The organism is Cedecea lapagei (assembly GCF_900635955.1).
In the GTDB taxonomy this organism is placed as follows: Bacteria; Pseudomonadota; Gammaproteobacteria; order Enterobacterales; family Enterobacteriaceae; genus Cedecea; species Cedecea lapagei.
On sequence record NZ_LR134201.1, the window covers coordinates 1713210 to 1738910 of the forward strand.

At 52.5% G+C, this 25701-nt stretch carries 28 protein-coding genes and 3 tRNA genes; 24 read left to right on the forward strand and 7 right to left on the reverse strand.

Features of this window, described 5'->3' with window-relative positions; genetic code table 11:
* The first annotated feature begins 34 nt into the window (after positions 1–34).
* The 3 genes from tcyL to sdiA all read left to right on the forward strand — a co-directional run bounded on the left by tcyL (position 35) and on the right by sdiA (position 2427).
* Positions 35–703: a cystine ABC transporter permease gene (tcyL, locus tag EL098_RS08330; RefSeq protein ID WP_126355807.1), complete on the forward strand. Its 669-nt coding sequence runs from the start codon at positions 35–37 to the stop codon at positions 701–703.
* The gene (tcyN, locus tag EL098_RS08335; RefSeq protein ID WP_126355808.1) at positions 700–1452 is read left to right on the forward strand and encodes an L-cystine ABC transporter ATP-binding protein TcyN; all 753 of its coding nucleotides are present in this window, start codon (positions 700–702) and stop codon (positions 1450–1452) included. The genes tcyL and tcyN overlap by 4 nt, the downstream gene beginning before the upstream one ends.
* Positions 1453–1704: 252 nt before the next feature.
* Complete coding sequence (gene sdiA / locus EL098_RS08340; protein ID WP_126355809.1) at positions 1705–2427, forward strand: transcriptional regulator SdiA; 723 nt, start codon at positions 1705–1707, stop codon at positions 2425–2427.
* 56 nt (positions 2428–2483) lie between these two features.
* Here the strand turns inward: sdiA and EL098_RS08345 are convergent, their stop codons facing one another.
* A complete protein-coding gene (locus EL098_RS08345; protein ID WP_126355810.1) occupies positions 2484–2708 on the reverse strand; it encodes a DUF2594 family protein in 225 nt (74 codons plus the stop codon).
* A gap of 479 nt (positions 2709–3187) precedes the next feature.
* Between EL098_RS08345 and uvrY the strand changes: the two genes are divergently transcribed.
* The 8 genes from uvrY (at position 3188) to EL098_RS08385 (ending at position 8254) form a co-directional block, all read left to right on the forward strand.
* Complete coding sequence (uvrY, locus tag EL098_RS08350) at positions 3188–3844, forward strand: UvrY/SirA/GacA family response regulator transcription factor (RefSeq protein ID WP_126355811.1); 657 nt, start codon at positions 3188–3190, stop codon at positions 3842–3844.
* Positions 3837–5669: an excinuclease ABC subunit UvrC gene (gene uvrC / locus EL098_RS08355; protein WP_126355812.1), complete on the forward strand. Its 1833-nt coding sequence runs from the start codon at positions 3837–3839 to the stop codon at positions 5667–5669. The genes uvrY and uvrC overlap by 8 nt, the downstream gene beginning before the upstream one ends.
* 57 nt (positions 5670–5726) lie before the next feature.
* Positions 5727–6275: a CDP-diacylglycerol--glycerol-3-phosphate 3-phosphatidyltransferase gene (gene pgsA / locus EL098_RS08360; RefSeq protein WP_061272101.1), complete on the forward strand. Its 549-nt coding sequence runs from the start codon at positions 5727–5729 to the stop codon at positions 6273–6275.
* Positions 6276–6442: 167 nt separating this feature from the next.
* Positions 6443–6518: transfer RNA gene (locus EL098_RS08365), tRNA-Gly, on the forward strand.
* Between the two features lie 49 nt (positions 6519–6567).
* A tRNA-Cys gene (locus tag EL098_RS08370) sits at positions 6568–6641 on the forward strand.
* A 12-nt stretch (positions 6642–6653) separates the two neighbouring features.
* A tRNA-Leu gene (locus EL098_RS08375) sits at positions 6654–6739 on the forward strand.
* A gap of 157 nt (positions 6740–6896) precedes the next feature.
* Positions 6897–7601, forward strand: coding sequence for an alpha/beta hydrolase (locus EL098_RS08380; RefSeq protein WP_126355813.1), 705 nt, complete (start codon positions 6897–6899; stop codon positions 7599–7601).
* A gap of 77 nt (positions 7602–7678) precedes the next feature.
* On the forward strand, positions 7679–8254 hold the full coding sequence (locus EL098_RS08385; RefSeq protein ID WP_126355814.1) for a UPF0149 family protein: 576 nt from the start codon (positions 7679–7681) through the stop codon (positions 8252–8254).
* Between the two features lie 42 nt (positions 8255–8296).
* Here the strand turns inward: EL098_RS08385 and ftnA are convergent, their stop codons facing one another.
* The gene (gene ftnA, locus EL098_RS08390; protein WP_126355815.1) at positions 8297–8794 is read right to left on the reverse strand and encodes a non-heme ferritin; all 498 of its coding nucleotides are present in this window, start codon (positions 8792–8794) and stop codon (positions 8297–8299) included.
* 349 nt (positions 8795–9143) lie between these two features.
* On the opposite strand from ftnA, the gene EL098_RS08395 reads away from it, so the two are divergent.
* Complete coding sequence (locus EL098_RS08395; RefSeq protein ID WP_126358387.1) at positions 9144–10325, forward strand: NupC/NupG family nucleoside CNT transporter; 1182 nt, start codon at positions 9144–9146, stop codon at positions 10323–10325.
* Positions 10326–10372: 47 nt separating this feature from the next.
* On the opposite strand, the gene EL098_RS08400 is transcribed toward EL098_RS08395, so the two are convergent.
* From EL098_RS08400 to yecR, 3 genes are all read right to left on the reverse strand, one after another.
* Positions 10373–10810 carry a DUF3574 domain-containing protein gene (locus EL098_RS08400; protein WP_126355816.1) on the reverse strand — a complete coding sequence of 146 codons (438 nt, stop codon included), beginning with the start codon at positions 10808–10810 and terminating at the stop codon, positions 10373–10375.
* Positions 10810–12084 (reverse strand): MFS transporter, encoded by a 1275-nt coding sequence (locus EL098_RS08405; protein WP_126355817.1) that lies wholly within the window; start codon positions 12082–12084, stop codon positions 10810–10812. Before EL098_RS08405 ends, EL098_RS08400 begins: the two co-directional genes overlap by 1 nt.
* A gap of 141 nt (positions 12085–12225) precedes the next feature.
* Positions 12226–12567 (reverse strand): YecR family lipoprotein, encoded by a 342-nt coding sequence (yecR, locus tag EL098_RS08410; RefSeq protein ID WP_126355818.1) that lies wholly within the window; start codon positions 12565–12567, stop codon positions 12226–12228.
* A gap of 340 nt (positions 12568–12907) precedes the next feature.
* Here yecR and EL098_RS08415 point away from each other — a divergent pair, with 340 nt between their 5' ends.
* The 8 genes from EL098_RS08415 (at position 12908) to EL098_RS08445 (ending at position 20054) form a co-directional block, all read left to right on the forward strand.
* Positions 12908–14047 (forward strand): methyl-accepting chemotaxis protein, encoded by a 1140-nt coding sequence (locus EL098_RS08415; protein ID WP_126355819.1) that lies wholly within the window; start codon positions 12908–12910, stop codon positions 14045–14047.
* 248 nt (positions 14048–14295) lie between these two features.
* Complete coding sequence (locus tag EL098_RS08420) at positions 14296–15594, forward strand: ABC transporter substrate-binding protein (protein ID WP_232012360.1); 1299 nt, start codon at positions 14296–14298, stop codon at positions 15592–15594.
* Positions 15569–15886 carry a periplasmic substrate-binding domain-containing protein gene (locus EL098_RS23410; RefSeq protein WP_232012362.1) on the forward strand — a complete coding sequence of 106 codons (318 nt, stop codon included), beginning with the start codon at positions 15569–15571 and terminating at the stop codon, positions 15884–15886. The genes EL098_RS08420 and EL098_RS23410 overlap by 26 nt, the downstream gene beginning before the upstream one ends.
* A 59-nt stretch (positions 15887–15945) precedes the next feature.
* On the forward strand, positions 15946–16899 hold the full coding sequence (locus EL098_RS08425; RefSeq protein WP_126355820.1) for an ABC transporter permease: 954 nt from the start codon (positions 15946–15948) through the stop codon (positions 16897–16899).
* A 35-nt stretch (positions 16900–16934) separates the two neighbouring features.
* Positions 16935–17747 carry an ABC transporter permease gene (locus tag EL098_RS08430; RefSeq protein ID WP_232012365.1) on the forward strand — a complete coding sequence of 271 codons (813 nt, stop codon included), beginning with the start codon at positions 16935–16937 and terminating at the stop codon, positions 17745–17747.
* Entirely contained in the window at positions 17740–18717 is a 978-nt protein-coding gene (locus EL098_RS08435; protein ID WP_126358388.1) for an ABC transporter ATP-binding protein, read from the forward strand. The genes EL098_RS08430 and EL098_RS08435 overlap by 8 nt, the downstream gene beginning before the upstream one ends.
* Positions 18710–19675, forward strand: a complete 966-nt coding sequence (locus EL098_RS08440) for an ABC transporter ATP-binding protein (RefSeq protein WP_126355822.1) — start codon at positions 18710–18712, stop codon at positions 19673–19675. The genes EL098_RS08435 and EL098_RS08440 overlap by 8 nt, the downstream gene beginning before the upstream one ends.
* A gap of 127 nt (positions 19676–19802) precedes the next feature.
* Positions 19803–20054: a DUF2766 family protein gene (locus EL098_RS08445; RefSeq protein WP_126355823.1), complete on the forward strand. Its 252-nt coding sequence runs from the start codon at positions 19803–19805 to the stop codon at positions 20052–20054.
* 92 nt (positions 20055–20146) lie between these two features.
* Here EL098_RS08445 and EL098_RS08450 read toward each other — a convergent pair whose 3' ends face one another.
* Together EL098_RS08450 and uspC are read right to left on the reverse strand one after the other, a co-directional pair.
* Entirely contained in the window at positions 20147–20650 is a 504-nt protein-coding gene (locus EL098_RS08450; protein ID WP_126355824.1) for a non-heme ferritin-like protein, read from the reverse strand.
* 814 nt (positions 20651–21464) lie between these two features.
* Positions 21465–21884 carry a universal stress protein UspC gene (uspC, locus tag EL098_RS08455; RefSeq protein ID WP_126355825.1) on the reverse strand — a complete coding sequence of 140 codons (420 nt, stop codon included), beginning with the start codon at positions 21882–21884 and terminating at the stop codon, positions 21465–21467.
* 937 nt (positions 21885–22821) lie between these two features.
* Between uspC and flhD the strand changes: the two genes are divergently transcribed.
* The 4 genes from flhD to motB all read left to right on the forward strand — a co-directional run bounded on the left by flhD (position 22822) and on the right by motB (position 25696).
* Positions 22822–23172, forward strand: coding sequence for a flagellar transcriptional regulator FlhD (gene flhD, locus EL098_RS08460; RefSeq protein ID WP_197718546.1), 351 nt, complete (start codon positions 22822–22824; stop codon positions 23170–23172).
* Between the two features lie 3 nt (positions 23173–23175).
* Complete coding sequence (flhC, locus tag EL098_RS08465; protein WP_126355827.1) at positions 23176–23754, forward strand: flagellar transcriptional regulator FlhC; 579 nt, start codon at positions 23176–23178, stop codon at positions 23752–23754.
* Between the two features lie 125 nt (positions 23755–23879).
* Positions 23880–24770, forward strand: coding sequence for a flagellar motor stator protein MotA (gene motA, locus EL098_RS08470; RefSeq protein WP_126355828.1), 891 nt, complete (start codon positions 23880–23882; stop codon positions 24768–24770).
* Complete coding sequence (gene motB, locus EL098_RS08475; RefSeq protein ID WP_126355829.1) at positions 24767–25696, forward strand: flagellar motor protein MotB; 930 nt, start codon at positions 24767–24769, stop codon at positions 25694–25696. The genes motA and motB overlap by 4 nt, the downstream gene beginning before the upstream one ends.
* The last annotated feature ends 5 nt before the right edge of the window (positions 25697–25701 follow it).

Below are 25701 nucleotides of genomic sequence, written 5' to 3' on the forward strand. Positions count from 1 at the left end.
CGAACAGGCCAGGATTTAATAATCAGGAATTACCATGCAAGAAAGTTTGCAACTGGTGCTGGATTCAGCACCCTATCTGCTTAAAGGGGCGGTCTTTACGCTGCAGCTGAGTATCGGCGGGATGTTCTTCGGGCTGATCCTCGGTTTTATGCTGGCGTTGATGCGCCTGTCCGCGTTTTTACCGTTTGCTTTGCTGTCGCGTTTTTATGTCTCTGTCTTTCGCGGCACTCCGCTTATCGCCCAGCTCTTTATGATTTATTACGGGCTGCCGCAGTTTGGTATTGAGCTGGATCCGATTCCCTCTGCGATGATTGGCCTGTCGCTCAACACGGCGGCGTATGCTTCCGAAACGCTGCGGGCGGCTATTTCCTCGATTGATAAAGGACAGTGGGAAGCGGCGGCCAGTATCGGCATGACGCGCTGGCAAACGTTGCGTCGTGCGATTCTGCCTCAGTCGGCTCGTGTGGCGCTGCCTCCGCTCGGAAATAGCTTTATCAGCCTGGTGAAGGATACCTCGCTGGCGGCCACAATTCAGGTACCTGAGCTGTTCCGTCAGGCGCAGCTGATCACCTCCCGCACGCTGGAGGTCTTTACCATGTATCTCGCTGCCTCCCTGGTCTACTGGGTGATGGCGACGGTGCTCTCCACGCTGCAAAACTATTTCGAAAACCAGCTTAATCGCCAGGACAGGGAGCCGAAATGAGCGCCATCGATGTAAAAAAACTGGTGAAAAAATTTCACGGCCAGACGGTGCTGCACGGCATCGATCTCGACGTTAAGCCCGGCGAGGTGGTTGCGATCATCGGCCCCAGCGGTTCAGGCAAAACCACGCTGTTGCGCAGCATCAACCTGCTTGAAGAGCCGGAAAGCGGCACTATTCAGGTGGGAGATATCACCATTGATGCCGGGCAGTCGCTGGCAAAGCAGAAAGAAAAAATTCGCGCCCTGCGCCAGCAGGTGGGATTTGTGTTCCAGAACTTCAATCTGTTCCCACACCGCACGGTGCTGGAGAATATTATTGAAGGCCCGGTCATCGTTAAGGGCGAGCCGAAGTCGGAAGCTATTGCCCGGGCGCGAGAGCTGCTGGTGAAGGTTGGGCTAGGCGGGAAAGAGACCAGCTATCCTCGTCGCCTCTCGGGTGGGCAGCAGCAGCGGGTCGCGATAGCCCGCGCTCTGGCTATGCGCCCTGAAGTTATTCTCTTTGATGAACCTACCTCGGCGCTGGATCCCGAGCTGGTAGGGGAGGTGCTGAGCACTATCCGCCAGCTGGCGGAGGAGAAGCGGACAATGGTTATCGTGACCCATGAAATGAGCTTCGCCCGCGACGTTGCTGACCGGGCGATCTTTATGGATCAGGGCAAAATCGTGGAGCAGGCTCCGGCGAAAGAGCTCTTTGCTAACCCGCAGCAGCCGCGTACTCGTCAGTTCCTGGATAAGTTTCTCTCCCGCTAAATTCGGTGGCCCTCATGGGCCCCGTTTCACTGCCGGTGGGTTTTGGTCATCCGGCAGCCTGTTACTGCGCAGCGAAGCGTGAAAAAGGAAGGTTAAACCCTGCCAGACTTCAGTAAATTTTTCCTGACATATGTAAAAACCGAATAATTGTGCTGGAAAGACAATAAATCACATTAATTAGTTTAATAAATGTGTTAGCGTATTACATTCTATTAATGAATACATATAGCGCCGGGAGAAACGCCAGAAATAATGCTGGAACGTGACTTTTTTAGCTGGCGACGGGATGCGTTCGAACTTTTCCTGTCAATTACCCAGGCCAGCGAATTACAAACTTTAGTTCAACAACAAACTCAATGCCTGGAGTTTGATTATTTTTCGTTGTGTGTCAGGCATCCGGTGCCTTTTACGCGGCCTAAATTATCCTTGCAGAGTTCATATCCACAAAAATGGCTGGAGTGGTACGTTACCGAAAATTACTTTGCTATTGATCCGGTATTGAAACAGTCTAATTTCATGCGTGGAGAAATAATCTGGAGTGACTCGTTGTTTGCCGAAGCCCGCGAGCTCTGGGACGCTGCGCGTGACCATGGCATTGCAGCAGGAAGAACACATTGCGTGATGTCACCTAACCGCACGGCAGGCTTCCTCTCCGTGTCGCGCTCAAGCGTGCGCCCTGACATACTGCCTGAAGATGAGCTGGCACTCAGGCTGGGCTACATTGCGGAACTGAGCATGGCGACCTTAACGAGGCTCGACGATCCGTCAGTAGAAATGATGGGAATGAAGCTCAGCAAGCGCGAGCGCGAGATTTTGCAGTGGACGGGCGAGGGGAAAACTTCGGCGGAGATCGCGATTATTCTCTCCATTTCCGAGAATACGGTGAACTTCCATCAGAAGAATATGCAGAAGAAATTCAACGCGCCAAATAAGACGCAGATAGCGTGTTACGCGGCAGCAATGGGAATTATTTGAGCCTGAAAAGCAGGCGCTGACGGCTGGCGAAGGTGATTCTGCCAGCCGCCCCTGGCTTATTGACGGTAAGCCTGTTTAATTTGCTTAACGGTATTACTGAATACTTCAGCCTGAGACCGATCTTCAAGTTGAGCGATTTGCTTTTCCATTTTCAGGATAACACGGCCTGCATCAGCCTGGCCCATAGCCTGAAGCATCAGGGTTAACAGCGTTTTCAGGCAGGTGACTTCTTGTGCCAGTTCGCTGGTGTTCTCGGCGGTGGAAAACTCCGTAGTGCTCATTTACTTTCCTCAATGCTTAGTAAGTACGCGCCATTACGCACGGTGATATTCATAAGGCGGCGGAGTATACCATAAGCTTTGAGAAAATTATTCATGTTACGCGGCAAGACCCTCTGCTGGCGTTTACGGTAATAAACAACGGTGCGAGCAGATTATTCGTCATAGCCGGCAATGAGATTAAAAATCATTTGTTTCCCTCTCGTTTAACTATCGTTAAATAAACCGAGAGAATTAGCATTTTATTCTCAGTGAAGGGGGATCGGGTAATGAGTTGTTTTTTAATCAGCGAATAAGAGGGCGAGGGGCGATTTCCGAAAATGGAGGTGTACCACAGACGTTATCCTGAAAGTAAAGATATATTCTTTCCTTTGACGGTGACGAGGCGCTGACTGCAATTTGGATTTTAATGTTGCGCAAAAAAAGCTAATATATGGTCAATTAGCTATCAGCAGCGTTATCCCTTTCTGGAGAATAGCCCTTTGATCAACGTTCTTCTTGTTGATGACCACGAACTGGTGCGCGCAGGGATACGACGCATTCTGGAAGAGATTAAAGGTATTAAAGTCTCTGGCGAAGTGAACTGCGGCGAGGATGCCATTAAATGGTGTCGCAGCAACCCGGTGGATGTCGTATTAATGGATATGAATATGCCCGGCATCGGCGGCCTGGAAGCCACCCGTAAGATTGCCCGCTACTCTTCAGACATCAAAGTTATCATGTTGACTATCCATACCGAGAATCCGCTGCCTGCGAAAGTGATGCAGGCTGGTGCGGCAGGCTATTTGAGCAAAGGTGCGGCGCCTCAGGACGTGGTAAATGCTATTCGCTCCGTCCACGCAGGCCAGCGCTATATTGCCTCTGATATTGCCCAGCAGATGGCCTTAAGCCAGATTGCGCCAGAAGCAGAATCCCCGTTTGCCAGTTTGTCTGAGCGTGAATTACAGATTATGCTGATGATCACCAAAGGCCAGAAGGTCAATGAGATCTCTGAGCAGCTTAATCTCAGCCCTAAAACGGTGAACAGCTACCGCTACAGGATGTTCAGTAAACTGAATATCAGCGGCGACGTTGAGCTGACGCACCTGGCGATTCGCCACGGGTTATTCAACGCGGAGACGTTAATCAGTAGTGAGTGATACTTTTGATTCCCGGGCTTTTCTCAAGACGGTGACCAGCCAGCCCGGCGTCTATCGTATGTACGATGCCGGCAGCACGGTCATCTACGTTGGCAAAGCCAAAGACCTGAAAAAACGCCTTTCCAGCTACTTCCGCACGAATCTGGCGAGCCGCAAAACCGAGGCGCTGGTGGCGTTGATCCACCATATAGACGTCACCGTAACCCATACGGAAACCGAAGCCCTGCTGCTGGAGCACAACTACATCAAGCTCTATCAGCCGCGCTACAACGTGCTGCTGCGTGACGATAAATCCTATCCCTTTATTTTCCTGAGCGCGGACAGCCATCCGCGGCTGGCCATGCACCGCGGTGCTAAGCATGCGAAGGGCGAATACTTCGGCCCGTTCCCTAACGGCTATGCCGTGCGTGAAACGCTGGCGCTGCTGCAGAAGGTGTTCCCTATTCGCCAGTGCGAGAACAGCGTTTATCGCAATCGCTCCCGGCCTTGCCTCCAGTACCAAATTGGGCGCTGCCTTGGCCCGTGTGTTGCGGGGCTGGTGACGGAAGAGGATTATGCCCGGCAGGTGGATTACGTCCGCTTGTTCTTAGCAGGCAAGGACGATCAGGTTCTGACGCAGCTAATTTCCCGGATGGAAGAGGCGAGCAAAAATCTGGAATTTGAAGAGGCTGCCCGGATCCGCGATCAGATTCAGGCGGTAAGACGCATCACCGAGAAACAGTTTGTTTCGAATACCGGCGACGATCTTGACGTTATTGGCGTATCGTTTGATGCAGGTATGGCCTGCGTGCACGTGTTGTTTATCCGCCAGGGCAAAGTGCTTGGCAGCCGCAGCTACTTCCCGAAGGTGCCTGCGGGCACCGATCTGAGCGAAGTTGTCGAGACGTTTGTCGGCCAGTTCTATCTGCAGGGTAGCCAGATGCGCACGCTGCCTTCGGAAATCCTGCTCGACTTTTCGCTGGCGGACAAATCCCTGCTGGCAGACTCATTGAGCGAGCTGGCGGGGCGTAAGGTGAACGTGCAAACCAAACCACGCGGTGACCGTGCGCGCTACCTGAAGCTTGCGCGGACTAACGCGGCAACGGCACTGGTAACGAAACTCTCTCAGCAGTCGACCATTCAGCAGCGTCTGAAAGCGCTGGCTGAGGTGCTGAAACTGCCGGAAGTGAAGCGGATGGAGTGTTTCGATATCAGCCATACGATGGGGGAGCAAACCGTCGCCTCCTGTGTGGTCTTCGACGGTAACGGCCCGCTTCGGTCTGAGTATCGCCGCTATAACATTACCGGCATTACGCCGGGCGATGATTATGCCGCCATGAATCAGGTGCTGCGTCGCCGCTACGGTAAGGCCATAGAAGAAAGTAAAATTCCAGATGTGATCCTGATAGACGGCGGGAAGGGGCAGCTGGGGCAGGCGAAAGCGGTATTCGCCGAGCTGGATGTGCCCTGGGACAAACACCACCCTCTATTACTGGGTGTTGCCAAAGGCAGCGATCGTAAAGCAGGGCTGGAAACGCTGTTTTTCGAACCGGAAGGTGAGGGGTTCTCTTTACCGCCGGATTCTCCGGCTTTGCACGTTATCCAGCACATCCGCGATGACTCGCACGATCATGCGATCTCCGGGCACCGTAAAAAACGGGCAAAGGTCAAAAGCACAAGCTCGCTGGAAACCATCGAAGGGATTGGACCAAAACGTCGTCAGATGCTGCTGAAGTATATGGGCGGATTGCAACCGTTAATCAATGCCTCTGTCGAGGAGATTGCAAAAGTGCCGGGCATCTCGCAGGCATTGGCAGAAAAGATCTACTACTCGTTGAAACATTAAGGGCTCTGTAGCAACATAGAGACAATTTCCACTTATGACAGATAGTTAACTGGCACTATGCGATTCAATATCCCAACACTGCTCACGCTGTTTCGTGTCATCCTTATCCCGTTCTTTGTGCTGGCGTTTTATCTGCCGTTCAATTGGGCCCCGTTCCTGTGCGCATTCATCTTCTGGCTGGCGGCGATTACCGACTGGTTTGACGGTTTCCTGGCGCGCCGCTGGAACCAGAGCACGCGCTTTGGCGCCTTCCTTGACCCGGTTGCTGATAAGGTGATGGTGGTTGTGGCTTTAGTGCTGGTGGCGGAACACTATCACGCCTGGTGGGTAACCCTGCCCGCAGCAACGATGATCGCTCGCGAAATCATTATCTCCGCACTGCGTGAATGGATGGCGGAAATAGGCAAGCGCAGCCGTGTTGCCGTTTCGTGGATTGGTAAAACTAAAACCATGGCGCAAATGCTGGCGCTGATCGGCATGCTGTGGCGCCCGAATATGTGGATCGAGTACGCCGGGATCGCGCTTTTCTTCGTGGCGGCGGTGCTGACTTTCTGGTCAATGTTCCAGTATCTTGCTGCGGCACGCGGTGATTTGCTCGAACCGTGATCTATCCGGCGCAAAATTCAGCAAACGATCCGTGGTGTTAGAAAATTTCATTGACTCGTTGCGTCAGGTAAGTAGAATGCAACGCATCGAAAGGCAGCACGGCTTGCCGGATGATAATAAAATCAAGTGATTAGCCTAATGGCCACCAACGTTCACTTGTACAAAAAGCGGGAATAGCTCAGTTGGTAGAGCACGACCTTGCCAAGGTCGGGGTCGCGAGTTCGAGTCTCGTTTCCCGCTCCAGATTCAGGCAATAGAATTTCTGTTGCCGCCTGAAAAGGCAAAAGATTTTGGCGCGTTAGCAAAGCGGTTATGTAGCGGATTGCAAATCCGTCTAGTCCGGTTCGACTCCGGAACGCGCCTCCAATTTCTTCCCGAGCCCGGATGGTGAAATCGGTAGACACAAGGGATTTAAAATCCCTCGGCTTATGGCTGTGCGGGTTCAAGTCCCGCTCCGGGTACCATGGGAATAAAAAGAATAAAATCAATGATAAGCAGTGTCGTGTAAACCACCTTCGGGTGGTTTTTTATTGCCTGCGATTTGCCTGCCGAAAATATCCTGCCTCTCTCCCGAAAAGCATGCCATGCTAAGCAACCGACTGGCATCACCTTTGGGAAAATATGAGTACTCCCGTCCGGCACTATTTTGACGTCGATTTTCGGGGCCACAGGCTCCGTGCTGACAGCATATTCGGCAGCAAAGGCCACGTGCTGATGATCCATGGCGGCTCAAAAGACCGTGAGGCTGGTTTGAAATACCGCCATCTGATGGCGAGTCTGGGCTTTGGCACTACGGCGTTTGATTGTATCGGTCATGGGGAAACGGGCGGTGAGCTATCTCACTCCTCGCTGATCGGCCGTACCGAACAGGCGAGGGCAGTAGCAGAGCATTTAGGTTCTCAGCTCACCGGCTGTATGGGCGTAAGCATGGGAGCTTACAACGCGCTGCAGCTGAGCAAGTCCGTTCCCCTGCGTTCGCTGATCCTGATGGTGCCCGGCGTGTATCACCCTTCGGCGTATCAAGTAAATTTTGGTCCTGAGTTTTCAGCTATCATCCGCCAGCCGTGCAGCTGGGCGGAGAGCGATGCGTGGCAGATCGTTGCTGACTTTAGCGGCAATATCCTGATTATTAGCGCGGCTGAGGATCGCGTGATCCCTGAGGCAATTCCTCAGCGGCTGTATGACTCAGCTTCCGGGAAGGGCAAGCAGGCCTTGCTGACGGTGGCAGATGCCGATCATAACAGCGTCTGGCAAATGCTGCAGCGCAATCCAGCCCTCTACGACAAGACCTGCCGGTTGCTGGTGGAATGTCTGACTGAGGCGTAATGGGACGTAACCCTTCGGGCCAGGAACGGGTACAATGCGCTACATTTTTTAAAAACCGCGATATGAGGAGCCCTCCGATGACCCAGGGACCGCTGAACGAAGACGAAATTATCTGGCTTGATGATGTGCTGCTGAAGTACGGCACCGCGCATTCGGTCATTGATGTGGCCGAGCTGGACGGATTGCTTACGGCAATCCTTTCCGGGCCCAAAGTGACCGAGCCAGCCACCGTACTGCGGGCGGTATGGGGCGGCGATGTTGAACCCGAATGGGAAAACGAAGAAGAGCTTACCCGTTTCAATATCCTGGTGTTCCAGCATATGAACGACATTGCGGAGCGCCTGGCAGAATACCCGGGGCAGTTTGAGCCGCTGTTTGGCACCAGCGAAGTCGACAACCGTGAAATTACGATTGTTGAAGAGTGGTGTTACGGCTACATGCGCGGAGTCTCACTGGAAAGCTGGCCTGCGCTGCCTGCGGAGCTTCAGCCTGAGCTGGATGCTATTGCGCTGCATGGGCTTGAGGAAAATGAAACGGAGTTTGAAAACCTGACGCCGGAGGCATTTCTGGCGAGCATAGAGGCGATTAAACCGGCTGCTCTTGCGCTTTATGGCTACTGGCACAGCCAGCGAAGCGGTGGGGCACTGCACTAAAAGAGAGGCAGCAGGCCATTACGGCCTGCTGGCTAAGAGCAACTAAGCCTGTGCGTCCAGGGTAGCCAGCTCTTTATCAACGAAGTACAGACCTTCGCCGCTTTTACCTACCAGGCTAAGTTTATCCAGCACGGATTTAAACAGCTTCTCTTCTTCATGCTGCTCGGCCACATACCACTGCAGGAAATTAAATGTTGGGTAATCCTGGGAAATCATTGCCGCATGCGCCAGCTCATTAATTTGACGAGTAATTAATTGCTCGTGTTCGTAGGTGGCGTTAAATAATTCATCCAGTGAGGCGTACTCTAAAAAAGGCGACGGGATAGCGTTAATACGCGGCATGCTCCCGGTATCATTTAAATAAGCAAACAGACGCTGCATGTGCTCCATCTCTTCCTGCGCATGGCGACGCAGGAAGGCGGCAGCCCCTTCGAAGCTGTGATAGCTGCACCAGGCGCTCATCTGCTGGTAGAGCAGGGAGGAGTAAAGCTCAAGGTTCATCTGCTCGTTCAGTTTTTCAATCATTTCCGTCTTCAGCATCACAGGCTCCATCATTTATGGGGGGCATTAATATGGCGCTACTTTAATTATTTATTTTTCTGAATGCAAAGGAATTGTTAATTATATTAGTGTAATGAGAATGGTTGTTACTATTATTTTATTTGTAACAGTTTGAATTAATAATGAGAATTAATCTTGTTCCGCTTTTCTATTTAATGTGCTGCCTTCGTGAATAAAATAGCGCGGTTTTTTCCGTTGAAATGGTAACCATGCTAAGAATAAGTGTATGTAGTCATTGGAAAAACTTATGGCTAAATATTCTTATGCCCACCATTTACCTGGCGCAGGAGCTGTGGCTAAATACGTTTCTTTCAAAATTAGACTGCACATGAACATTCTTCATTTTCTTCTCGCACTTGTTGTCATCATGGGGCTGGCGTGGCTGGTGAGCTTCGATCGTAAAACCATCCGTCTGCGCGCTTTGTTACAGCTTATCGTTATTGAAGGCCTGCTGGCTTTCTTCTTTCTGCACTCCGACAGCGGCCTGTGGGTGATTAACGGCGTGTCCGGTTTCTTTGGCCACCTTCTGACCTTTGCCGGGCAGGGCAGCGATTTCGTCTTCGGCGGAATGAGCAAGGCGGGGCTGGCTTTTATCTTCCTCGGCGTGCTGTGCCCGATTATCTTTATTTCAGCGCTGATCGGCATCCTCCAGCATTTTCGCATTTTGCCGATTATTATCCGCATCGTGGGTACGCTGCTGTCGAAAGTGAACGGCATGGGCAAGCTGGAATCGTTTAACGCCATCAGCTCTTTGATCCTCGGCCAGTCAGAAAACTTCATTGCCTATAAAGGCGTGCTTGGTGACCTCAGCTCTCGCCGCCTGTTCACTATGGCCGCAACGGCGATGTCCACCGTTTCGCTGTCCATCGTCGGCGCCTACATGACGATGCTGGAGCCGAAGTATGTGGTGGCCGCGCTGATCCTGAATATGTTCAGCACCTTCATTATCCTGTCGATCATCAACCCGACTCGCCCAGGCGCTGAGCCAGAAATCAAGCTTGAAAAGCTGCACGAGTCGCAAAGCTTCTTTGAAATGCTGGGGGAGTACATTCTCGCAGGGTTTAAAGTGGCAATGATTATTCTGGCAATGTTGATCGGTTTTATCGCGCTTATCAGCGCCATTAACGCGCTGTTTGCTACGGTCTTCGGCCTGAGCTTCCAGCAAATTCTTGGCTACGTGTTCTATCCGTTTGCCTGGCTGGTGGGTATTCCGCAGGCGGATGCGCTGAAGGCGGCCGGTATTATGGCCACCAAGCTTGTAGCTAACGAGTTTGTCGCGATGATTGAGCTGCAAAAGATCATGTCGACGCTGTCGCCGCGCGGCCTTGGGATCCTGTCGGTCTTCCTGGTTTCGTTTGCCAACTTTGCCTCTATCGGCATCGTCGCCGGCGCCATCAAAGGGCTGAATGAAAAACAGGGGAATGTGGTTTCCCGCTTTGGTCTTCGCCTGGTTTATGGCGCGACGCTGGTCAGCCTGCTGTCGGCGGCTTTTGCCGGGTTAGTACTGTAAAAACAAAAACGGCGGGTTTCCCCGCCGTTTCTTTTAGTCCCTGCTTATCAGAACGCTGCGCAGACCGGCTGGTCAACGCGCATCACAGATTCCTGGGCAAAGCGGGTTTTATAGATAGAGCGCAGCTCGTCTACCTTCTTGCTGCTCTCTGCATCGCTGCCGCGAATGAGCATAATCGCCTTGCTCGGCTCGTGAGTCACTTCGCCTTTCGCATTCAGCCACTGGCCCTTTGCGTCGTATTCGGTCAGCCCTTCGCGGAAGCGCGGGGTGACGTCTTTATCCACAAAGCTGCGCCATTCATTGGCGGTGATTTCTGCGCCGGATGGGCGGCTGATGCCGAAATAGAGCGTGGTTTGCGTCATCTGATCGCCTACCTGGCACTGTTTAGCCGGTGCGGTAACCGCCGTCGTTGTTTTTGCCGGTGCTACACAGCCCGCGAGTGCCAGAGCTAATGCCCCTGCAAGTGTTGCTTTATAAAGTGCCATTATCCACCTGTCTTACTGTCATCATCATTATTAAAATTAAGTGCGGAATGATTCCGCCGCGCTATCAAATTACAATTCGATAGTTTTCGCAAGTCACCCAGCATCAACAAGGCAAGAATAATCCCCGTGATGCCGCTCCCGAGCAGGACCCACTGCGCTGGAAAATGTTCCGCAATCATCCCGGTTGCCAGCGGTAGGGTTAGCGTAAGGCAAAGCTGCAGGCGCCAGCCTGAGGCCATTGCCGCGCCGACCAGCCCTGAGGAAAAGCTGTCCATCACGTTAAGCGTTGCCACCAGATAGAACCAGTTGCTGAAGAGATGGGCGGTAACGATCAGCGGCACGGCAATCCACAAATTGCCTGATTTCGCCACGGCGAAATAACAAAGCGTGAAAAGTAGCAGCGCAAGCATCAGGGGGAGCGTGGCGTCGGCACGATAGCGCACCAGTTTCTCACTGAGGATCAGCGGCGCCAGCAGTTGCCCAGCGCTGCGGGCAAACAGCAGGATTAGCCCGTTGTCGGTGTTATCACCGGGTAACGAGGGCGCCAGCGCCGGTAGCAAAGCCATTACCGGAGCGCCTACAAGCGCCAGGCTGGGCAGCAACAGCAGGCTGCGTTTCTGCGTAGGTGAAAGCCTGCGCCAGCTAAATCTTTCGGCGCGGGCGGACTTATTTTCCTCTTCACTCTGTGGGGTAAAGGCGGCTGCAGCCAGCCACAGCAAACCGATGGCGACGATGAAGCTGAGTGCATCGATAGCCAGCATCAGCCAGAGGCTGATGTGGCCATACAGCAGTGTCCCGGCGCCAACGCCGAAAATAACGTTGGCAGCAAACACCAGCGTTTCAATCCCGGCGGCAGCGGGCATCAGGGTTTTGGGTAGTCCTTGTTTGAAGAGCTGGCTGAGCACCGGCACCGTCATGCCGGAGCTAAATGCCGCTGCGGCCTGGCTTAACAGCAGCAAGAGAGGGCTGCTTCCCGATAGCGCGAGGCAGGGCAGGATCAGGCCCGCCAGGCCCAGGATTTCGCCGAGGATAAGGACGGAAAACGGTGGCCAGCGCTTTAATAACCACACGCCCAAAAAGCTTGCGGGTAGACCGGGAGCGAGGGAAAGAACGTAGGCGAGAGCCAGCCAGGTGGGCGAGGCATGGCTGTTTAAAAGCTGGCTGAAGACCAGAACGTAGGTCAGACCATTGCCAATAGAGGAAAACAGCAGTGCAAGCCAGAGTAGCGTCAACCAGCGGTGCTGGCGCAGGGCGCGTAGCAGCAAAAGAATCATGGTAACTTCCTGATGAATAAACAGAGTCAAGCCGCCGTTTTGAAAACGGCATCGCGAGAGCGTTATCGTCAGGAGCTTGTTACATTGGCGTCAGGGTTCTCTTTTGCTGGATGCTACTAAAAATAGAGGAATATTCAAAAATTACCAGTTACTGGTGACGCCAGCATATTGTGGTCCGCTAACCCCGCGGCACTGGTACTCAAGGACAACCTGCGTGTTCAGGCAAAGAGTGCCGCTGTAGGTTGTACAGGTCTTGATGTCGCTGCCGTAAGGGAGCGCGCTGGCATAGCCCCACTGCTGACACTGGCGCGTGGCCGTTGACTGCGCGAGGAACTTGTCCACTTTCGCCGTCTGCAGCGGCGGCAGGTTATAGGCGAGGCGGACGACGCCAGCAGGCTCGTTGGCGTTGAGCGGAACGGGCGTTTTGCTTACGGTGCATCCACCCAGTAACAGGGCGGTAGCGGCCAGATAAATGCGCTTCATCTTTATGAATACCTCATGCTTAACCGCTTTCATGGTAGCACGCCAGGCGTGGAGAAAAGCTGCTTCAATCCCCGGTGGGACGGATTCTGTAAATTTCGAATTTTAAATAAACCTTAATTCAAATTACGGCATAAAAACGTTTTACCTAACGTAAATTCCCCACAAAATTTGCGGCGATTTTTTGATCAAATACGCGTCAAGTTTTGCTGAAACGTGCCGACAATAGCGCTACGGCGCGATTTAATTTCACTTATGCAGGTATACGAGGGAATAAATCAGGACGCGCGTCGCTAAAGCCGCACAGGAAGTGCATTTTATTTTTGACCGGGGAAACAGACAGATGAATGTGATTCGCAATATTAAAATTCGAGCGATGGTGGTGCTGATACAGATCTTTTCAACCCTGACCTGGATAAGCGTAGCGGGAGGGACGCTTTGGCTGCTGCACAATCTTAAGCAAGGGCTGACGTTGAGTGCGGGCCTGCTGGAGGGGATCGACAGGGTTCAGTTTATGCTGGTGCTTTCAATCGCTATTAGCATCGCGATTACCCTTTTTACCGAACGTTACCTGTGGTTCTGTCTGGTAAAACCGGTGAACATCATACGCGGCCATATGCATGTCCTGGCGCGGGGGGAGCTGGCTACCACGCTGCCGGATCTGGGTCGCAACTGTATCGGCCTGATGGTGCCGCCTATCCAAAAAATGCAGGAGAACTGGGAGCAGGCGGTTAGCCGCATTCGTGACAGCGCCGATGCTATTCGTGCCAGCGCCACCGAAGTGTCCGGGGTGAATACCGACCTTTCATCGCGTTCCGGGCAGCAGGCCGCCGCCCTGGAGGAAACCAGCGCCAGTATGGAGCAGCTTAACAGTACGGTGAAGCTCAACGCCGAGAATGCCAGCCACGCCAGCCATCTGGCGCAGAATGCCACCAACACGGCAATGAACGGCGGCGCTTCGGTGAAACAGGTGGTGAAGACAATGGATGTTATCGCCAGCAGCGCAAACAAGATTGTCGACATCACGACGGTGATTAACAGCATTGCGTTTCAGACCAACATCCTGGCGCTTAACGCGGCGGTTGAGGCGGCACGAGCCGGGGAACAGGGGAAGGGGTTCGCGGTCGTCGCCAGCGAAGTGCGTAACCTGGCCAGCCGCAGCGCCGGGGCGGCAAAAGAGATTGAAACGTTGCTGAATGAATCGGTCAGTAATATTCACACCGGCTCGCAGCAGGTAAAAAAAGCCGGGGAAGCGATGGATGAGATCCTCAAAGCCGTAAAGCAGGTTAACGACATTATGGGGGAGATTGCCAGCGCATCGGTAGAGCAAAGCCAGGGGATCGGGCAGGTTGGCGTGGCCGTGCGGGAGATGGACAGCGTAACGCAGCAGAACGTGAATCTGGTTCAGAAGTCGGTGCTGTCATCCGCTGAGCTGGAGAAGCAGGCGCACCACCTTCATGACGCGGTGGCGATGTTCCGCTGAGCGGTAGCGCAAACTTAAACGGATGAAGTGATAAAGCAGCCACCAGGCTGCTTTTTTACGCCCGCATAAGGCTGAGAGGAGAAATTATGCGATGAGCGCCGGCTAAATAATCTCCTCTTCAGGCGTCGGATTCAGGCCGGATGCGGATAGCTAAAATCTGGTTAAGCTTATGCTTTTTAAGCACATTTACAAGCGGTGGCGAGTGTCGCACTATGCGGGCTCTTACTGAGCAAGGAGTTTCTGAAGCAATGCGTAAACCTCTGGTATTGTCGGCGCTGGTTGCGGCGTTGGCCCTGGCATTAAGCGGCTGTGATGACGCGAAAAAAGAGACCGCAGCAGCACCTGCGGCGGCAAAAGAAGCCAGACAGGGAGGCAGCCTGATTATCGGTATTACCTCCGGCGATCCGCTGGCCATGAACCCGCTATACGCCAGCGATCGTACTACGTTAACGATTATGCAGGCGCTCTATTCGCCGCTTTACAGCTATAACGGCGACAAGATTGAATGGGGCCTGGCGGAAAGCCTGACGCCCTCTGCGGACAATCTCTCCTGGACATTGAAGCTGAAGCCCGGCCTGAAATGGCAGGATGGGCAGCCTATTACCGCCGACGACGTCGTTTTCACTTTTAACAAACTGCTGGATGAAAAGCAGCACAGCTTTTTCCGCAGCCTGTTTGTCTATGGCAATAAACCCCTTAACGTAAGCAAAGTGGATCCGCTGACGGTGAAATTCACGCTGCCGCAGGTCAGCGCAGCTTTTGCCGGGACGCTGGTGCAAATCTACCCGATCCCGCAGCATATCTTTGATAGTGAAAAGGGTGACCTTGAAAAAAGTGCTCGCAACGATTCACCGGTTGGCTCCGGCCCGTTCAAATTTAAAGAGTACCGCGCAGGCCAGTATTACGCCCTGACGCGCTTCGACGATTACTGGAACGGTAAACCGAAGCTGGACTCGGTCACTTACCGTTTCGCGAAGGACGCAAATTCGGCCAACCTTGCGCTACAGAACGGGGAAATCAACCTTAAGATGGTTGACCCGCAGGATGTCTCCCGCCTGAAGGCTACCGGCAAGTTTGACTTTATTATCTACCCGGAGGGCCGGCTGGCCTATATGACGTTCAACCAGAACGTTGACAGCATGAAGAGCAAAGCGCTGCGTCAGGCCATCGCCTATGCGCTGAACAAAGACGAACTGGTGCAAACGGCTTTCACCTCTCTCGATTATGCCAAACCGGCGGCGTCTATTCTGACGCCGGATACCCTCTACCAGACCAGCGACGTGGAGCCGTACAAGTACGATCTCGATAAAGCCAAAGCCTTGTTTAAAGCGTCCGGGCAGCCGGAGGGACTGAAGCTGCGCCTGGCGTACATCAACAGCAATAAAACTCAGGAAAGCATGGGGCTCTATATCCAGCAGCAGCTCAAGGCGACAGGCATTAACGTTGAATTACTGCCTCTGGATGCCAACGCGATGTCTCAGCGTAGCCAGGACATGAAAAACACGGCGTATGAGCTAAGCCTTGGCGGTTACATCATGGGGGGCTGAGCCGGACGGCTATAAGTCGCTGTATATGAGCAATGAAGCCTATAATTACGCGCACTATAAGAACCCGGCATTTGACGCTTTGTGGGAGCAGGGCTCGACCGAAACAGATGCGGCGAAGCGCGCGGCTATCTACAAGCAGATCCAGCAAACCGTAGCCAACGATATGGCCTGGTATCCTGTTGCCTACACCAACGCGGTCGTGGCGGTCGATAAACGTTTTGGCGGTACAAAAGAGGCGGAGCCTAAGCCTGTTTATATGTTCCAGGACTTGTCGAAGATTTATCAACAATAACAATGAGTGACCCTCAGCCCGGTCTGTTTTGCACAGGCGGGGCTGAGGAAGGCGAAAATATGAATAACCTTCTTTTCCGGCGCTTATTGCAGCTGCTGCCGATGCTGCTTTTTATCTCGCTGGTCTCTTTTTTGCTGGTAAAGCTTGCTCCGGGCGATCCTGTCCAGGCGTATATTACGCCGCGCATGAGCCCGGATGATATCGAACGCATTCGTCAAAGCATGGGCCTGGACCAACCGTTGCCGGTGCAGTATCTGCTGTGGCTGAAAAATCTGCTTCAAGGTGACCTGGGCTATTCCCTGATCTATCACCGTCCGGTATTGACGATGATTGCCGAGCGCATTCCGGCAACCCTGGGCCTGATGGGGGCCTCACTGCTGCTGGCTATTTTGCTGGCCATCCCGTTAGGGCTGTTGGCGGGCGCTTTTAAACACCGCTGGCTCGACCATGTTCTGAATCTGTTTGCCTATGTCGGGATTTCGGTGCCGATCTTCTGGTTTGGCATCCTGCTTATCACCGTGTTCTCAGTGCAGCTAAACTGGCTGCCCAGCATGGGAATGAGGACGATCGGCCTGGAGGACGGCTGGCTGGACGTGGTGCGTCACGGCATTCTGCCCTGTATTGCGCTGACCTTTTACAACCTCTCCAGCTATGTGCGCTATATCCGCTCTAACACCATTAGCCAGCTCTCTGCCGACTACGTGCAAACCCAGCTTGCCTATGGCGCGACCCGCAGCACTATCCTGTTTCGCCATGTGCTGAAAAACGTACTGCTTCCAGTCATTACGCTTTTCGGGCTCTCTTTTGGCGAGCTGATCGCGGGCGCTTACGTTACGGAAAGCGTTTTTTCCTGGCCGGGCATGGGGCTGCTGGGGATCCAGGCTATTACCTCGCTGGACTACCCGCTGATCATGGCGATTATTCTGCTTTCTTCTTTGATGCTGATAGCGGGGAATTTATTGGCCGATCTTCTGTATCGCGTGGCGGACCCGCGCATTAAGGCGCTGAGGTAATCATGAGCAGAAGATGGAAACAGGTTAAACAGGGAATGAAACAGAGCCTTCCCGCTCAGCTTTCACTGGCAATGTTAGTGTTTTTTGCCCTGGCGTCATTATCGGCGTTGTTCAGCCCATGGGACCCAAACCAGATGTCGCTTCAGGCGCGGATGCTGCCTCCTGATGCGAGGCACTGGTTTGGCACGGATGAATATGGCAGAGACTACTTTACGCGTGCGCTATATGGCGGGCAGATTTCCCTGATGGTCGGCTTTCTGGCGATGCTGTTTTCTACGCTTATCGGCACGCTGGTAGGCACAATCAGCGGTTACTTCGGCGGTAAAATAGACAGCCTGCTAATGAGGCTGGTGGATATACTGATGTCAATCCCCGCCTTTTTCCTGCTGCTGGTACTCAATGCTTACCTGAAGCCCGGGATTGCCAATATTATTTTGATCATCAGCGCACTCACCTGGATGAGCATGTCGCGTCTGATTCGCGCAGAAACCTTGACGCTAAAAGAGCGTGAATATGTCATTTACGCGCGAGCCTCCGGCGAGCATCCTCTGCGGATTATTGCCCGCCATATCATCCCTACTATTTTGCCGACGATCGTTGTGGCGGCGACGCTGAATATTGCCTCTGCCATTTTAATGGAGTCTACATTGAGCTTTCTTGGTCTTGGCGTGCAGCAGCCAGATGCCTCCTGGGGCAGCATGCTGAATAACGCTCAGTCTTACATCGGCGAAGCTTCCTGGCTTGCCATGTTCCCCGGCGTGCTAATCCTGCTGACGGTGTTGAGCTTTAACGTGCTGGGCGACGTGTTCCGGACTGCCTTTGAGCCGGGGGCAAACCGTGATGAATAATCTTCTGGAAATCGATAACCTGAAAACATCCTTCTTTACCCGCGAGGGTGAAGTCCATGCGGTACGTGGCGTGAGTTTTAGCGTGCAGCGGGGGGAAGTTGTGGGCATTGTTGGAGAGTCAGGCTGCGGTAAAAGCGTTACCTGCAAATCGGTAATCAATTTGCTGGGGAGTCACGGCAAGGTCGTTGACGGGCATATTCGCTTTCAGGGTGAAGATCTGGCTCGCAAAACGCCGGAGCAAATGCGCCACCTGCGCGGCAGTGAGATAGCGATGATTTTTCAGGACCCGATGACGGCGCTGAACCCGGTGTTGACTGTCGGACGGCAGATGAGCGAAATCCTTATTCGTCACCAACGCCTGGGCAGAAAAGCGGCGAAAGAGAAGGCGATTGCCATGCTCGTCCAAGTGGGGATTAGCCAGCCGGAAAAGCGTTATGAGCAGTATCCGCATGAATTTAGCGGCGGTATGCGCCAGCGGGTAATGATAGCGATAGCGCTGTCGTGCAATCCTTCTTTATTGATTGCCGATGAGCCAACCACCGCGCTGGACGTCACCATTCAGGCACAGATCCTTCGCCTGCTTAAGCATCTTCAGCAGCAAACGGAGACGGCGATTTTATTGATCACTCATGACCTGGGCGTGGTTGCGCAGGTGTGTTCGCGTGTAGTGGTGATGTACGGCGGGCTGGTGATGGAGCAGGGGAGCGTTGAGGCGATTTTTTACCGGCCCGCTCATCCTTACACGCGCGGCCTTCTTGCCTCCCTGCCTCGAGCTGATGGCAGTGAAGAGCGCCTGTCGCCGATAGAAGGGAGCCCGCCCGGTCTGCTGAATCCGCCGCCGGGCTGTCCCTTTGCCGCTCGCTGCCCGCAGCGCATGGCCGTTTGCGACATGCCTGCGCCAAAACACACGCTTGCTGGCGGCCACGAGGTTAGCTGCTGGCTGTGGGAAAAAGAGGCCGCTAATGTCTGACCCTTCTCCTTTAATTCGTATCCGTAATTTACGTAAGCATTTCACCTCCGATCGGAGCTGGTTCGGCCGTGGGATTACGGTCAAAGCCGTGGATGGCGTTAGCTTTGATATTTTTCCAGGGGAAACCTACGGTCTGGTCGGAGAGTCGGGCTGCGGTAAATCGACACTTGGCCGTAGTTTGTTGAGATTGTTCGAGGTGACCGATGGCGAGATAGAGTTCGACGGGCGCGATATTGCCGCGCTAGACGAACGTCAGCTCAAACCTGTTCGCCGCCGCATGCAGGCCGTTTTCCAGGATCCATATTCCTCGCTCAACCCCGGAATGACGGTGGCGCAGCTGATTGCGGAACCCATGCGCATTCACGGCTACGATGCAAAACGGCGGCAAAGTCGAACGCTGGAACTGCTGGAGCAGGTAGGGTTAAGCCGTGGGCACCTCGACCGCTTTCCCCATGAATTTAGCGGCGGTCAGCGGCAGCGTATCAGTATTGCCCGGGCACTGTCGGTGAACCCTGAGTTCGTTGTTTGCGATGAGCCACTCTCCGCCCTTGATGTGTCGGTGCAGGCTCAGGTCGTGAACATCCTGCAGGATTTGCAGCAGGCTTTGGGGCTGACTTACCTGTTTATCGCTCACGATTTGTCGATGGTTCGCCATATTTCAGACCGTATCGGGGTGATGTACCTGGGGACGCTGGTGGAGGAGGCCCCTGCGGAAACGTTATATCGCCAACCGGCTCACCCCTATACCCGAGCGCTGTTGGCCGCCATCCCCATTGCCGACCCGCATATTCAAATGCTGGAGCCAGGCGGGCTCAGGGGCGAAGCTGGCGGTGAGGGGGGCGGCTGTAAATTTGCAGACCGTTGCCCGAGGGTCATGGCTAGCTGCCGCCAGCAGCCTCCTGAAATGCGCGAGATTGCGCCGGGGCACCGGGTTGCCTGCTGGCAGTCCGAAAAATAAATCAACAGGGCTTTCGCCTCCCGCTTGAACCCGTACAACCGTTGATGAGGCTTTTCCACCGAATGTTCTGTTGCCTCGAGCGGAGAGGCGCAGGTAGACTGTCGCGCAAATAAAACAGGAGATTAAAATGGCCGAACACCTCTCTGCCGATCAGGAACTGGTTTCCGACGTCGTGGCTTGTCAGTTAGTGATTAAACAAATTCTTGACGTGATCGACGTTATTGCGCCGGTTGAAGTCCGTGAAAAGATGTCGGAGCAGCTGAAAACCATCGATTTTACCAGCCACCCTGCCGCTGTAGATCCGGTAACGCGCCGCGCGATTCAGAAAGCGATTGCCCTGATCGAGCTGAAATTTACCCAGCAGAAAGAAGCGCACTAGTCCCGCTTTCTGGACGCCAGGGGCCATGCCGCACCAGAGCAAGAAAAAAGCACCCGCCTTCAGCAGGTGCTTTTCCCTCTATAAAGAGCTCATCAGTGGTACTCTTTTTCGACCAGATTCAGCAGATGCTGGTCAGTCTGGCTCATGCACAGGCCCGCTTTTCGGGCGCTACGCACCTCTGCAAGGATCATTTGTAGCCGCTCTCCATCACGATCCTGCTCTTTGCTTAACGTCGTCAGAAAACTCACAATTTTATCGGCATTGGCCGCTTTCGCTTCTTCTTTCAGCATAGTCAGCGTTTCGTGGCGCAGGTGGTAATCATCCAGCGTTCGTTGAAACAGCTCTTCCAGGTTCAGGCATTGGCATTCAGGCGGCGTCATCGTGTCAACGCTCGGCATACCGCCTGCCCGTTTCATAAAGTTAAAGACCCGCATCATGTGCGTAACGTGGTTCTGAGCCTGACCACGAAGAACATCGGCGCTGCCGGTCAGGTGGTTCCTGGTGCACCACGCGCTCAGATACAGGCACAGGTGAGAGGCATAAAATTCACGGTTAATTTGCGCATTAAGTTTCTGGATCATGCTGGCAGCGGGCATATAAATATCCTTATTTCTATGAGCAATGCTTAAGGGGAGCGAATAAAAATACGCGTCTGCCCGGTCAGGGGAACGACCCGGAGAAGGCTATTTTTATTTCTTTAATTTTTTTACAAAATAAAAGAAACTGCAACCATGATTCGTATATTTTTGATGTAACTTGCTGTATTTGATATAGAATATATTTCATCTTTGCTGGTGGGACTTCGCCTTATTGCCTATATCAACCGCAGCTCTGACAGCCCCGCGCGGCTTTATGGCATGTTAATCATTTTTTTCTTTTTAGTTAATTTTAATATTTTTTGCGTAAGCGGGATGAGATCACCTTTACCCCACTTGAGGGGTAATTAAGCGATCCGTTAATGCCTATATAAAACAAAAAAACGGTGGCTAGAGGAGAGTGAAACGGCGATGAGGAACGGGCATTGAGGCGCGGAAGCTTAAAAAGTAAGCGAACCTGAGGCATCAACAGGGAAGAATTGGCTGGCGCGGCTAATGAATTGTTTTTTGTACATATCGTGAATCCGCAGGGTTCTGGCATGAAGAGGTTGAGCCTGAAGAAGAGAGCGCGATGCTCAGGCGGACATGAGCCGGGGGAGAATGAGAGCGAAGCGGCCCCTGTTCAGGCAAAAAGAATACGAAAACCGTGTCGTTTATTTCGACACGTGTTTTCCTGTTAGGAAAAAGGAAATATACCAGGATAAAAAAATGATTTTTCGTAAATTACCGCAATTAGCCACTAAGGAATAACCGGGGTAATCGCTCAGGAGAGGCCACAACCGCCAAGCCAGCTCCGCTTTCTACCGGGACGTTTTTAAAGTGGCACCAGCAGCACATCAATCTGGCTCGAGGCTACCACCGCTCGGGCTGAGCAGGTGATTTTGCTGAAGAAACTCTGGTTATGATTGCCACAAAGCACCAAATCCACATCCTGTTTTTCACAGATACTGAGAATAAGTTCACTTAGTTCCCCTGTGGAAATAATTACCTTTTCAACAGGATACTGTGCTTTTGATTTTAGTTCATCAAGGAAAAGATGGGTTTCTTCCAGCATCAGATCGCGCAGATTTTCCAGCATCGGGGCGGCAAGCTGATTGTACAACTCGGGATCGGAGGCCAGCGTGACGAGGGTAATTTTTCCGTTGACGGGTTTGACGATAGAGACGGCCTTTTGTACCAGTCGATGGCTTTCTGGCGTGACGGCAACGGCAACCAGCACATGATGATAGCTCATACAGATCCTCCACATTTTTTGTGTGAATTGTTAACATTTTCTTACACCAGATGCGGGTCAGGCGCAACGCTTATGGCTCGTCAAAATGTGAAGTCACGCATGTGAATTGTTTAGTTATTCTTATGAAACGAATTTGCAACATCTTTTGATAGTCGATTTTCAAAAATTTGCCATAAGAGGAACAGATTAATTTGCGAACCTGGATCGGGTGATCACTTTCGCTAACTGGCGCTTTTGAAATCATAACGTTCGGTTAAAATGCCGCTATAATTTGATTTAAGTCTATGAATAACGGCAGATTACGACCTACAGCTTACGTAAAATGTGATCGCTCAGGCATTCCTGTGCGCCGGGATAGGATAAAAAGCAAAGATAACTCAGGATGTTGTGATATTTCAGTATCACTATTCGTCATCTCTCCTCGGGAAAATTCTTAATACGATGAAAAAGTAAGCAAATGAAAAGCGATTCTGATGCTTTTCACTTCAAGGATTGATGTATTTATGTGATCTGCGTCACATAAATTCTAAAATCGCCGATGGCTGCATTGTATGTGCTTGGGGCTGCGAGTAGAGTTTGCCCGAATTAGGAAAAATCTTAGTTTTTTGTAATAAAATGATGAACGCCAACAGGCGTTCGGGCTTTGTCAGGGAAACAGCTTCTACTGCAGTACGCGGAGGGCTAAGTCAGAGCCAGGATTTATCCGTGCATTTTGGCCGTAACGATTGTTTTAATTTAACCGGGGAGACCCGGCGACATCGCGGGGTGCGGTAACAACCCCCTAATAGTTCAGAAAACAGTAATGGCGCGAAGCATCGCTTCGGTTTCTTACAGTCGTAAGTTTCTGGAGAATTTCCTGATGTTGACACCTTACTGTCATCCGAAATATTTAGGCTAGGCCGCATACAATAATAGTTGGTTATTCGGGATGGAAAAAATGCATACTTCCGAGTTGCTAAAACATATTTACGACATAAATTTGTCGTACTTATTGCTTGCACAGCGTCTTATAAGTCAGGACAAACCTTCAGCCATGTTTCGTCTGGGCATCGCAGAAGATATGGCTAATACTCTCGGGGAACTCACGTTACCCCAAATGGTTAAACTGGCAGAAACTAACCAATTAATTTGTCAGTTCCGCTTTAGCGAAAGCCAGGCGATTACTCGCTTAACACAAGACTCCCGTGTGGATGATTTACAGCAAATTCATACCGGTATTTTGTTATCTACCCGTTTATTGAATGAGGTGTCGACGCCTGCCGAGGCACCTAAGAAAAAAAGGGCATAACAAATGAGCGAGAAAAGTATTGTCCAGGAAGCTCGTGACATTCAGCTCGCCATGGAGCTGATAACCCTTGGGGCCCGACTGCAAATGCTGGAAAGCGAAACGCAGTTGAGCCGCGGTCGCCTGATTAAACTCTACAAAGAACTCCGTGGAAGTCCACCTCCTAAAGGGATGCTGCCTTTCTCTACTGATTGGTTTATGACCTGGGAGCAAAATATTCATGCTTCCATGTTCTGCAATGCCTGGCAGTTTTTACTTCGCAGCGGCCTTTGTACCGGCGTTGATGCGGTCATTAAAGCCTATCGACTCTACCTTGAACAATGTCCTTCCCAGGCGGACGGCCCGCTTCTGGCGCTGACTCGCGCATGGACGCTGGTGCGTTTTGTTGAGAGCGGCATGCTCCAGTTAAGCCAGTGTAACTGCTGTGGGGGCAATTTTATCACCCACGCACACCAGCCGGTCGGCAGCTTTGCCTGCAGTCTGTGCCAGCCGCCATCAAGGGCGGTAAAAAGACGTAAACTTTCCCAGAATGCTGCCGATATTATTCCACAACTGCTGGATGACCAGGTGGAACAGGCCGTATAACAGATTCTGTGTTTGCGCATTCCAGCAGCGGTGAGCAATTACCGCTGCTTTTTTTATGCCCAAACATGATGCTGCATCTGCCCCCCTGGCATCCTCGCTACACTCAACGGCGTAAGGATGATCTCGTGCTGATTTTAATAGGTTACCTGGTTGTTTTAGGGACAGTGTTCGGCGGTTACATGTTAACCGGCGGCCACCTTGGCGCACTTTATCAACCTGCTGAATTTGTAATCATTGGTGGGGCGGGTATTGGGGCGTTCATCGTAGGGAATAACGGCAAAGCAATTAAGGGCACCTTAAAAGCGCTGCCGCTGCTCTTCAGACGTTCAAAATATACCAAAAGCATGTATATGGACCTGATGGCATTGCTTTATCGTCTGATGGCTAAGTCGCGTCAGCAGGGGATGTTTTCACTTGAAAGAGACATCGAAAACCCTAAAGAAAGCGAAATCTTCGCCAGCTATCCGCGTATTTTAGCGGACGCCATGATGCTTGATTTTATTGTCGACTATTTGCGTTTGATCATCAGCGGAAATATGAATACTTTCGAAATTGAAGCGCTGATGGATGAAGAAATCGAGACCCATGAAAGTGAAGCGGAAATACCAGCGAACAGCCTTGCGCTGATGGGTGATTCATTACCTGCCTTCGGTATTGTTGCTGCAGTAATGGGGGTTGTTCACGCGCTGGCATCCGCAGACCGTCCTGCTGCGGAATTAGGGGCGTTAATTGCGCACGCCATGGTGGGAACTTTCCTTGGTATTTTGCTGGCCTATGGTTTTATTTCTCCATTAGCCACAGTACTGCGCCAGAAAAGCGCTGAAACCACCAAAATGATGCAGTGCGTAAAGGTTACACTTTTGTCCAGCCTCAATGGTTATGCGCCGCCAATCGCGGTGGAATTTGGTCGTAAAACGCTGTACTCCAGCGAACGTCCATCGTTCGTTGAGCTGGAAGAGCACGTCAGAGCAGTACGTTCACCGAACGCGCAGCGCGCGACGGAAGAAGAAGTATGAAAAATCAGGCCCATCCCATCGTTGTCATAAAGCGTCGCAAGCATAAGGGACACGGCGGGGCGGCTCACGGCTCATGGAAAATTGCCTACGCGGACTTTATGACCGCGATGATGGCCTTCTTCCTCGTGATGTGGCTGATATCCATCTCCAGCCCGAAAGAGCTGGCGCAAATTGCTGACTATTTCCGTACGCCGCTGGCCCAGGCCATTACCGGCGGGCAGCGCATTTCCGACAGCCAAAGTCCGATCCCCGGCGGCGGCGATGACGTTACCCAGCAGCAGGGGGAAGTGAAGAAACAGCCCAATATTGAAGAGCTCCGCAAGCGCATGGAGGCTAACCGCCTGAAGCGTATCAAAGGGGACCTGGACCAGCTTATTGAGTCCGACCCAAAACTGCGAGCGCTGCGTCCGCACCTGCAAATAGATCTGGTTCAGGAGGGGCTGCGCATTCAGATCATCGACAGTCAGAACCGCCCGATGTTTAAAAACGGCAGTGCGGAAGTGGAGCCCTATATGCGCGATATTCTGCGCAAAATCGCGCCAGTGCTGAACGGTATTCCGAACAAAATCAGTCTGTCAGGCCACACCGATGATTTGCCCTATGCTAATGGCGAGCGCGGTTACAGCAACTGGGAACTCTCCGCTGACCGCGCGAATGCCTCCCGCCGTGAGCTGGTGGCGGGCGGTCTCGACGACGGCAAAGTGCTGCGCGTTATCGGGATGTCCTCGCAGATGAGCCTCTCCAAACGCGGAGGCGGTGACGCCATTAACCGTCGCATCAGTTTGCTGGTGCTTAATAAACAGACCGAAGACGCCATCATGCATGAGAACTCCGAGAGCGATAACCAGCCTCTTAGCGTTCTGCAGCAGGATACTACGGCGGCTCCGGCGAATAACACAGTTGCGCCACAAGCAGGTACGAGGTGATAGCG

Bases quoted from the DNA above. Each gene is read 5' to 3' on its own strand.
- tcyL (WP_126355807.1), top strand. From the start codon at position 35: ATGCAAGAAAGTTTGCAACTGGTGCTGGATTCAGCACCCTATCTGCTT.
- tcyN (WP_126355808.1), top strand. From the start codon at position 700: ATGAGCGCCATCGATGTAAAAAAACTGGTGAAAAAATTTCACGGCCAG.
- sdiA (WP_126355809.1), top strand. From the start codon at position 1,705: ATGCTGGAACGTGACTTTTTTAGCTGGCGACGGGATGCGTTCGAACTT.
- EL098_RS08345 (WP_126355810.1), bottom strand. From the start codon at position 2,708: ATGAGCACTACGGAGTTTTCCACCGCCGAGAACACCAGCGAACTGGCA.
- pgsA (WP_061272101.1), top strand. From the start codon at position 5,727: ATGCGATTCAATATCCCAACACTGCTCACGCTGTTTCGTGTCATCCTT.
- EL098_RS08380 (WP_126355813.1), top strand. From the start codon at position 6,897: ATGAGTACTCCCGTCCGGCACTATTTTGACGTCGATTTTCGGGGCCAC.
- EL098_RS08385 (WP_126355814.1), top strand. From the start codon at position 7,679: ATGACCCAGGGACCGCTGAACGAAGACGAAATTATCTGGCTTGATGAT.
- ftnA (WP_126355815.1), bottom strand. From the start codon at position 8,794: ATGCTGAAGACGGAAATGATTGAAAAACTGAACGAGCAGATGAACCTT.
- EL098_RS08395 (WP_126358387.1), top strand. From the start codon at position 9,144: ATGAACATTCTTCATTTTCTTCTCGCACTTGTTGTCATCATGGGGCTG.
- EL098_RS08400 (WP_126355816.1), bottom strand. From the start codon at position 10,810: ATGGCACTTTATAAAGCAACACTTGCAGGGGCATTAGCTCTGGCACTC.
- EL098_RS08405 (WP_126355817.1), bottom strand. From the start codon at position 12,084: ATGATTCTTTTGCTGCTACGCGCCCTGCGCCAGCACCGCTGGTTGACG.
- yecR (WP_126355818.1), bottom strand. From the start codon at position 12,567: ATGAAGCGCATTTATCTGGCCGCTACCGCCCTGTTACTGGGTGGATGC.
- EL098_RS08415 (WP_126355819.1), top strand. From the start codon at position 12,908: ATGAATGTGATTCGCAATATTAAAATTCGAGCGATGGTGGTGCTGATA.
- EL098_RS08420 (WP_232012360.1), top strand. From the start codon at position 14,296: ATGCGTAAACCTCTGGTATTGTCGGCGCTGGTTGCGGCGTTGGCCCTG.
- EL098_RS08425 (WP_126355820.1), top strand. From the start codon at position 15,946: ATGAATAACCTTCTTTTCCGGCGCTTATTGCAGCTGCTGCCGATGCTG.
- EL098_RS08430 (WP_232012365.1), top strand. From the start codon at position 16,935: ATGAAACAGAGCCTTCCCGCTCAGCTTTCACTGGCAATGTTAGTGTTT.
- EL098_RS08435 (WP_126358388.1), top strand. From the start codon at position 17,740: ATGAATAATCTTCTGGAAATCGATAACCTGAAAACATCCTTCTTTACC.
- EL098_RS08440 (WP_126355822.1), top strand. From the start codon at position 18,710: ATGTCTGACCCTTCTCCTTTAATTCGTATCCGTAATTTACGTAAGCAT.
- EL098_RS08445 (WP_126355823.1), top strand. From the start codon at position 19,803: ATGGCCGAACACCTCTCTGCCGATCAGGAACTGGTTTCCGACGTCGTG.
- EL098_RS08450 (WP_126355824.1), bottom strand. From the start codon at position 20,650: ATGCCCGCTGCCAGCATGATCCAGAAACTTAATGCGCAAATTAACCGT.
- uspC (WP_126355825.1), bottom strand. From the start codon at position 21,884: ATGAGCTATCATCATGTGCTGGTTGCCGTTGCCGTCACGCCAGAAAGC.
- flhD (WP_197718546.1), top strand. From the start codon at position 22,822: ATGCATACTTCCGAGTTGCTAAAACATATTTACGACATAAATTTGTCG.
- flhC (WP_126355827.1), top strand. From the start codon at position 23,176: ATGAGCGAGAAAAGTATTGTCCAGGAAGCTCGTGACATTCAGCTCGCC.
- motB (WP_126355829.1), top strand. From the start codon at position 24,767: ATGAAAAATCAGGCCCATCCCATCGTTGTCATAAAGCGTCGCAAGCAT.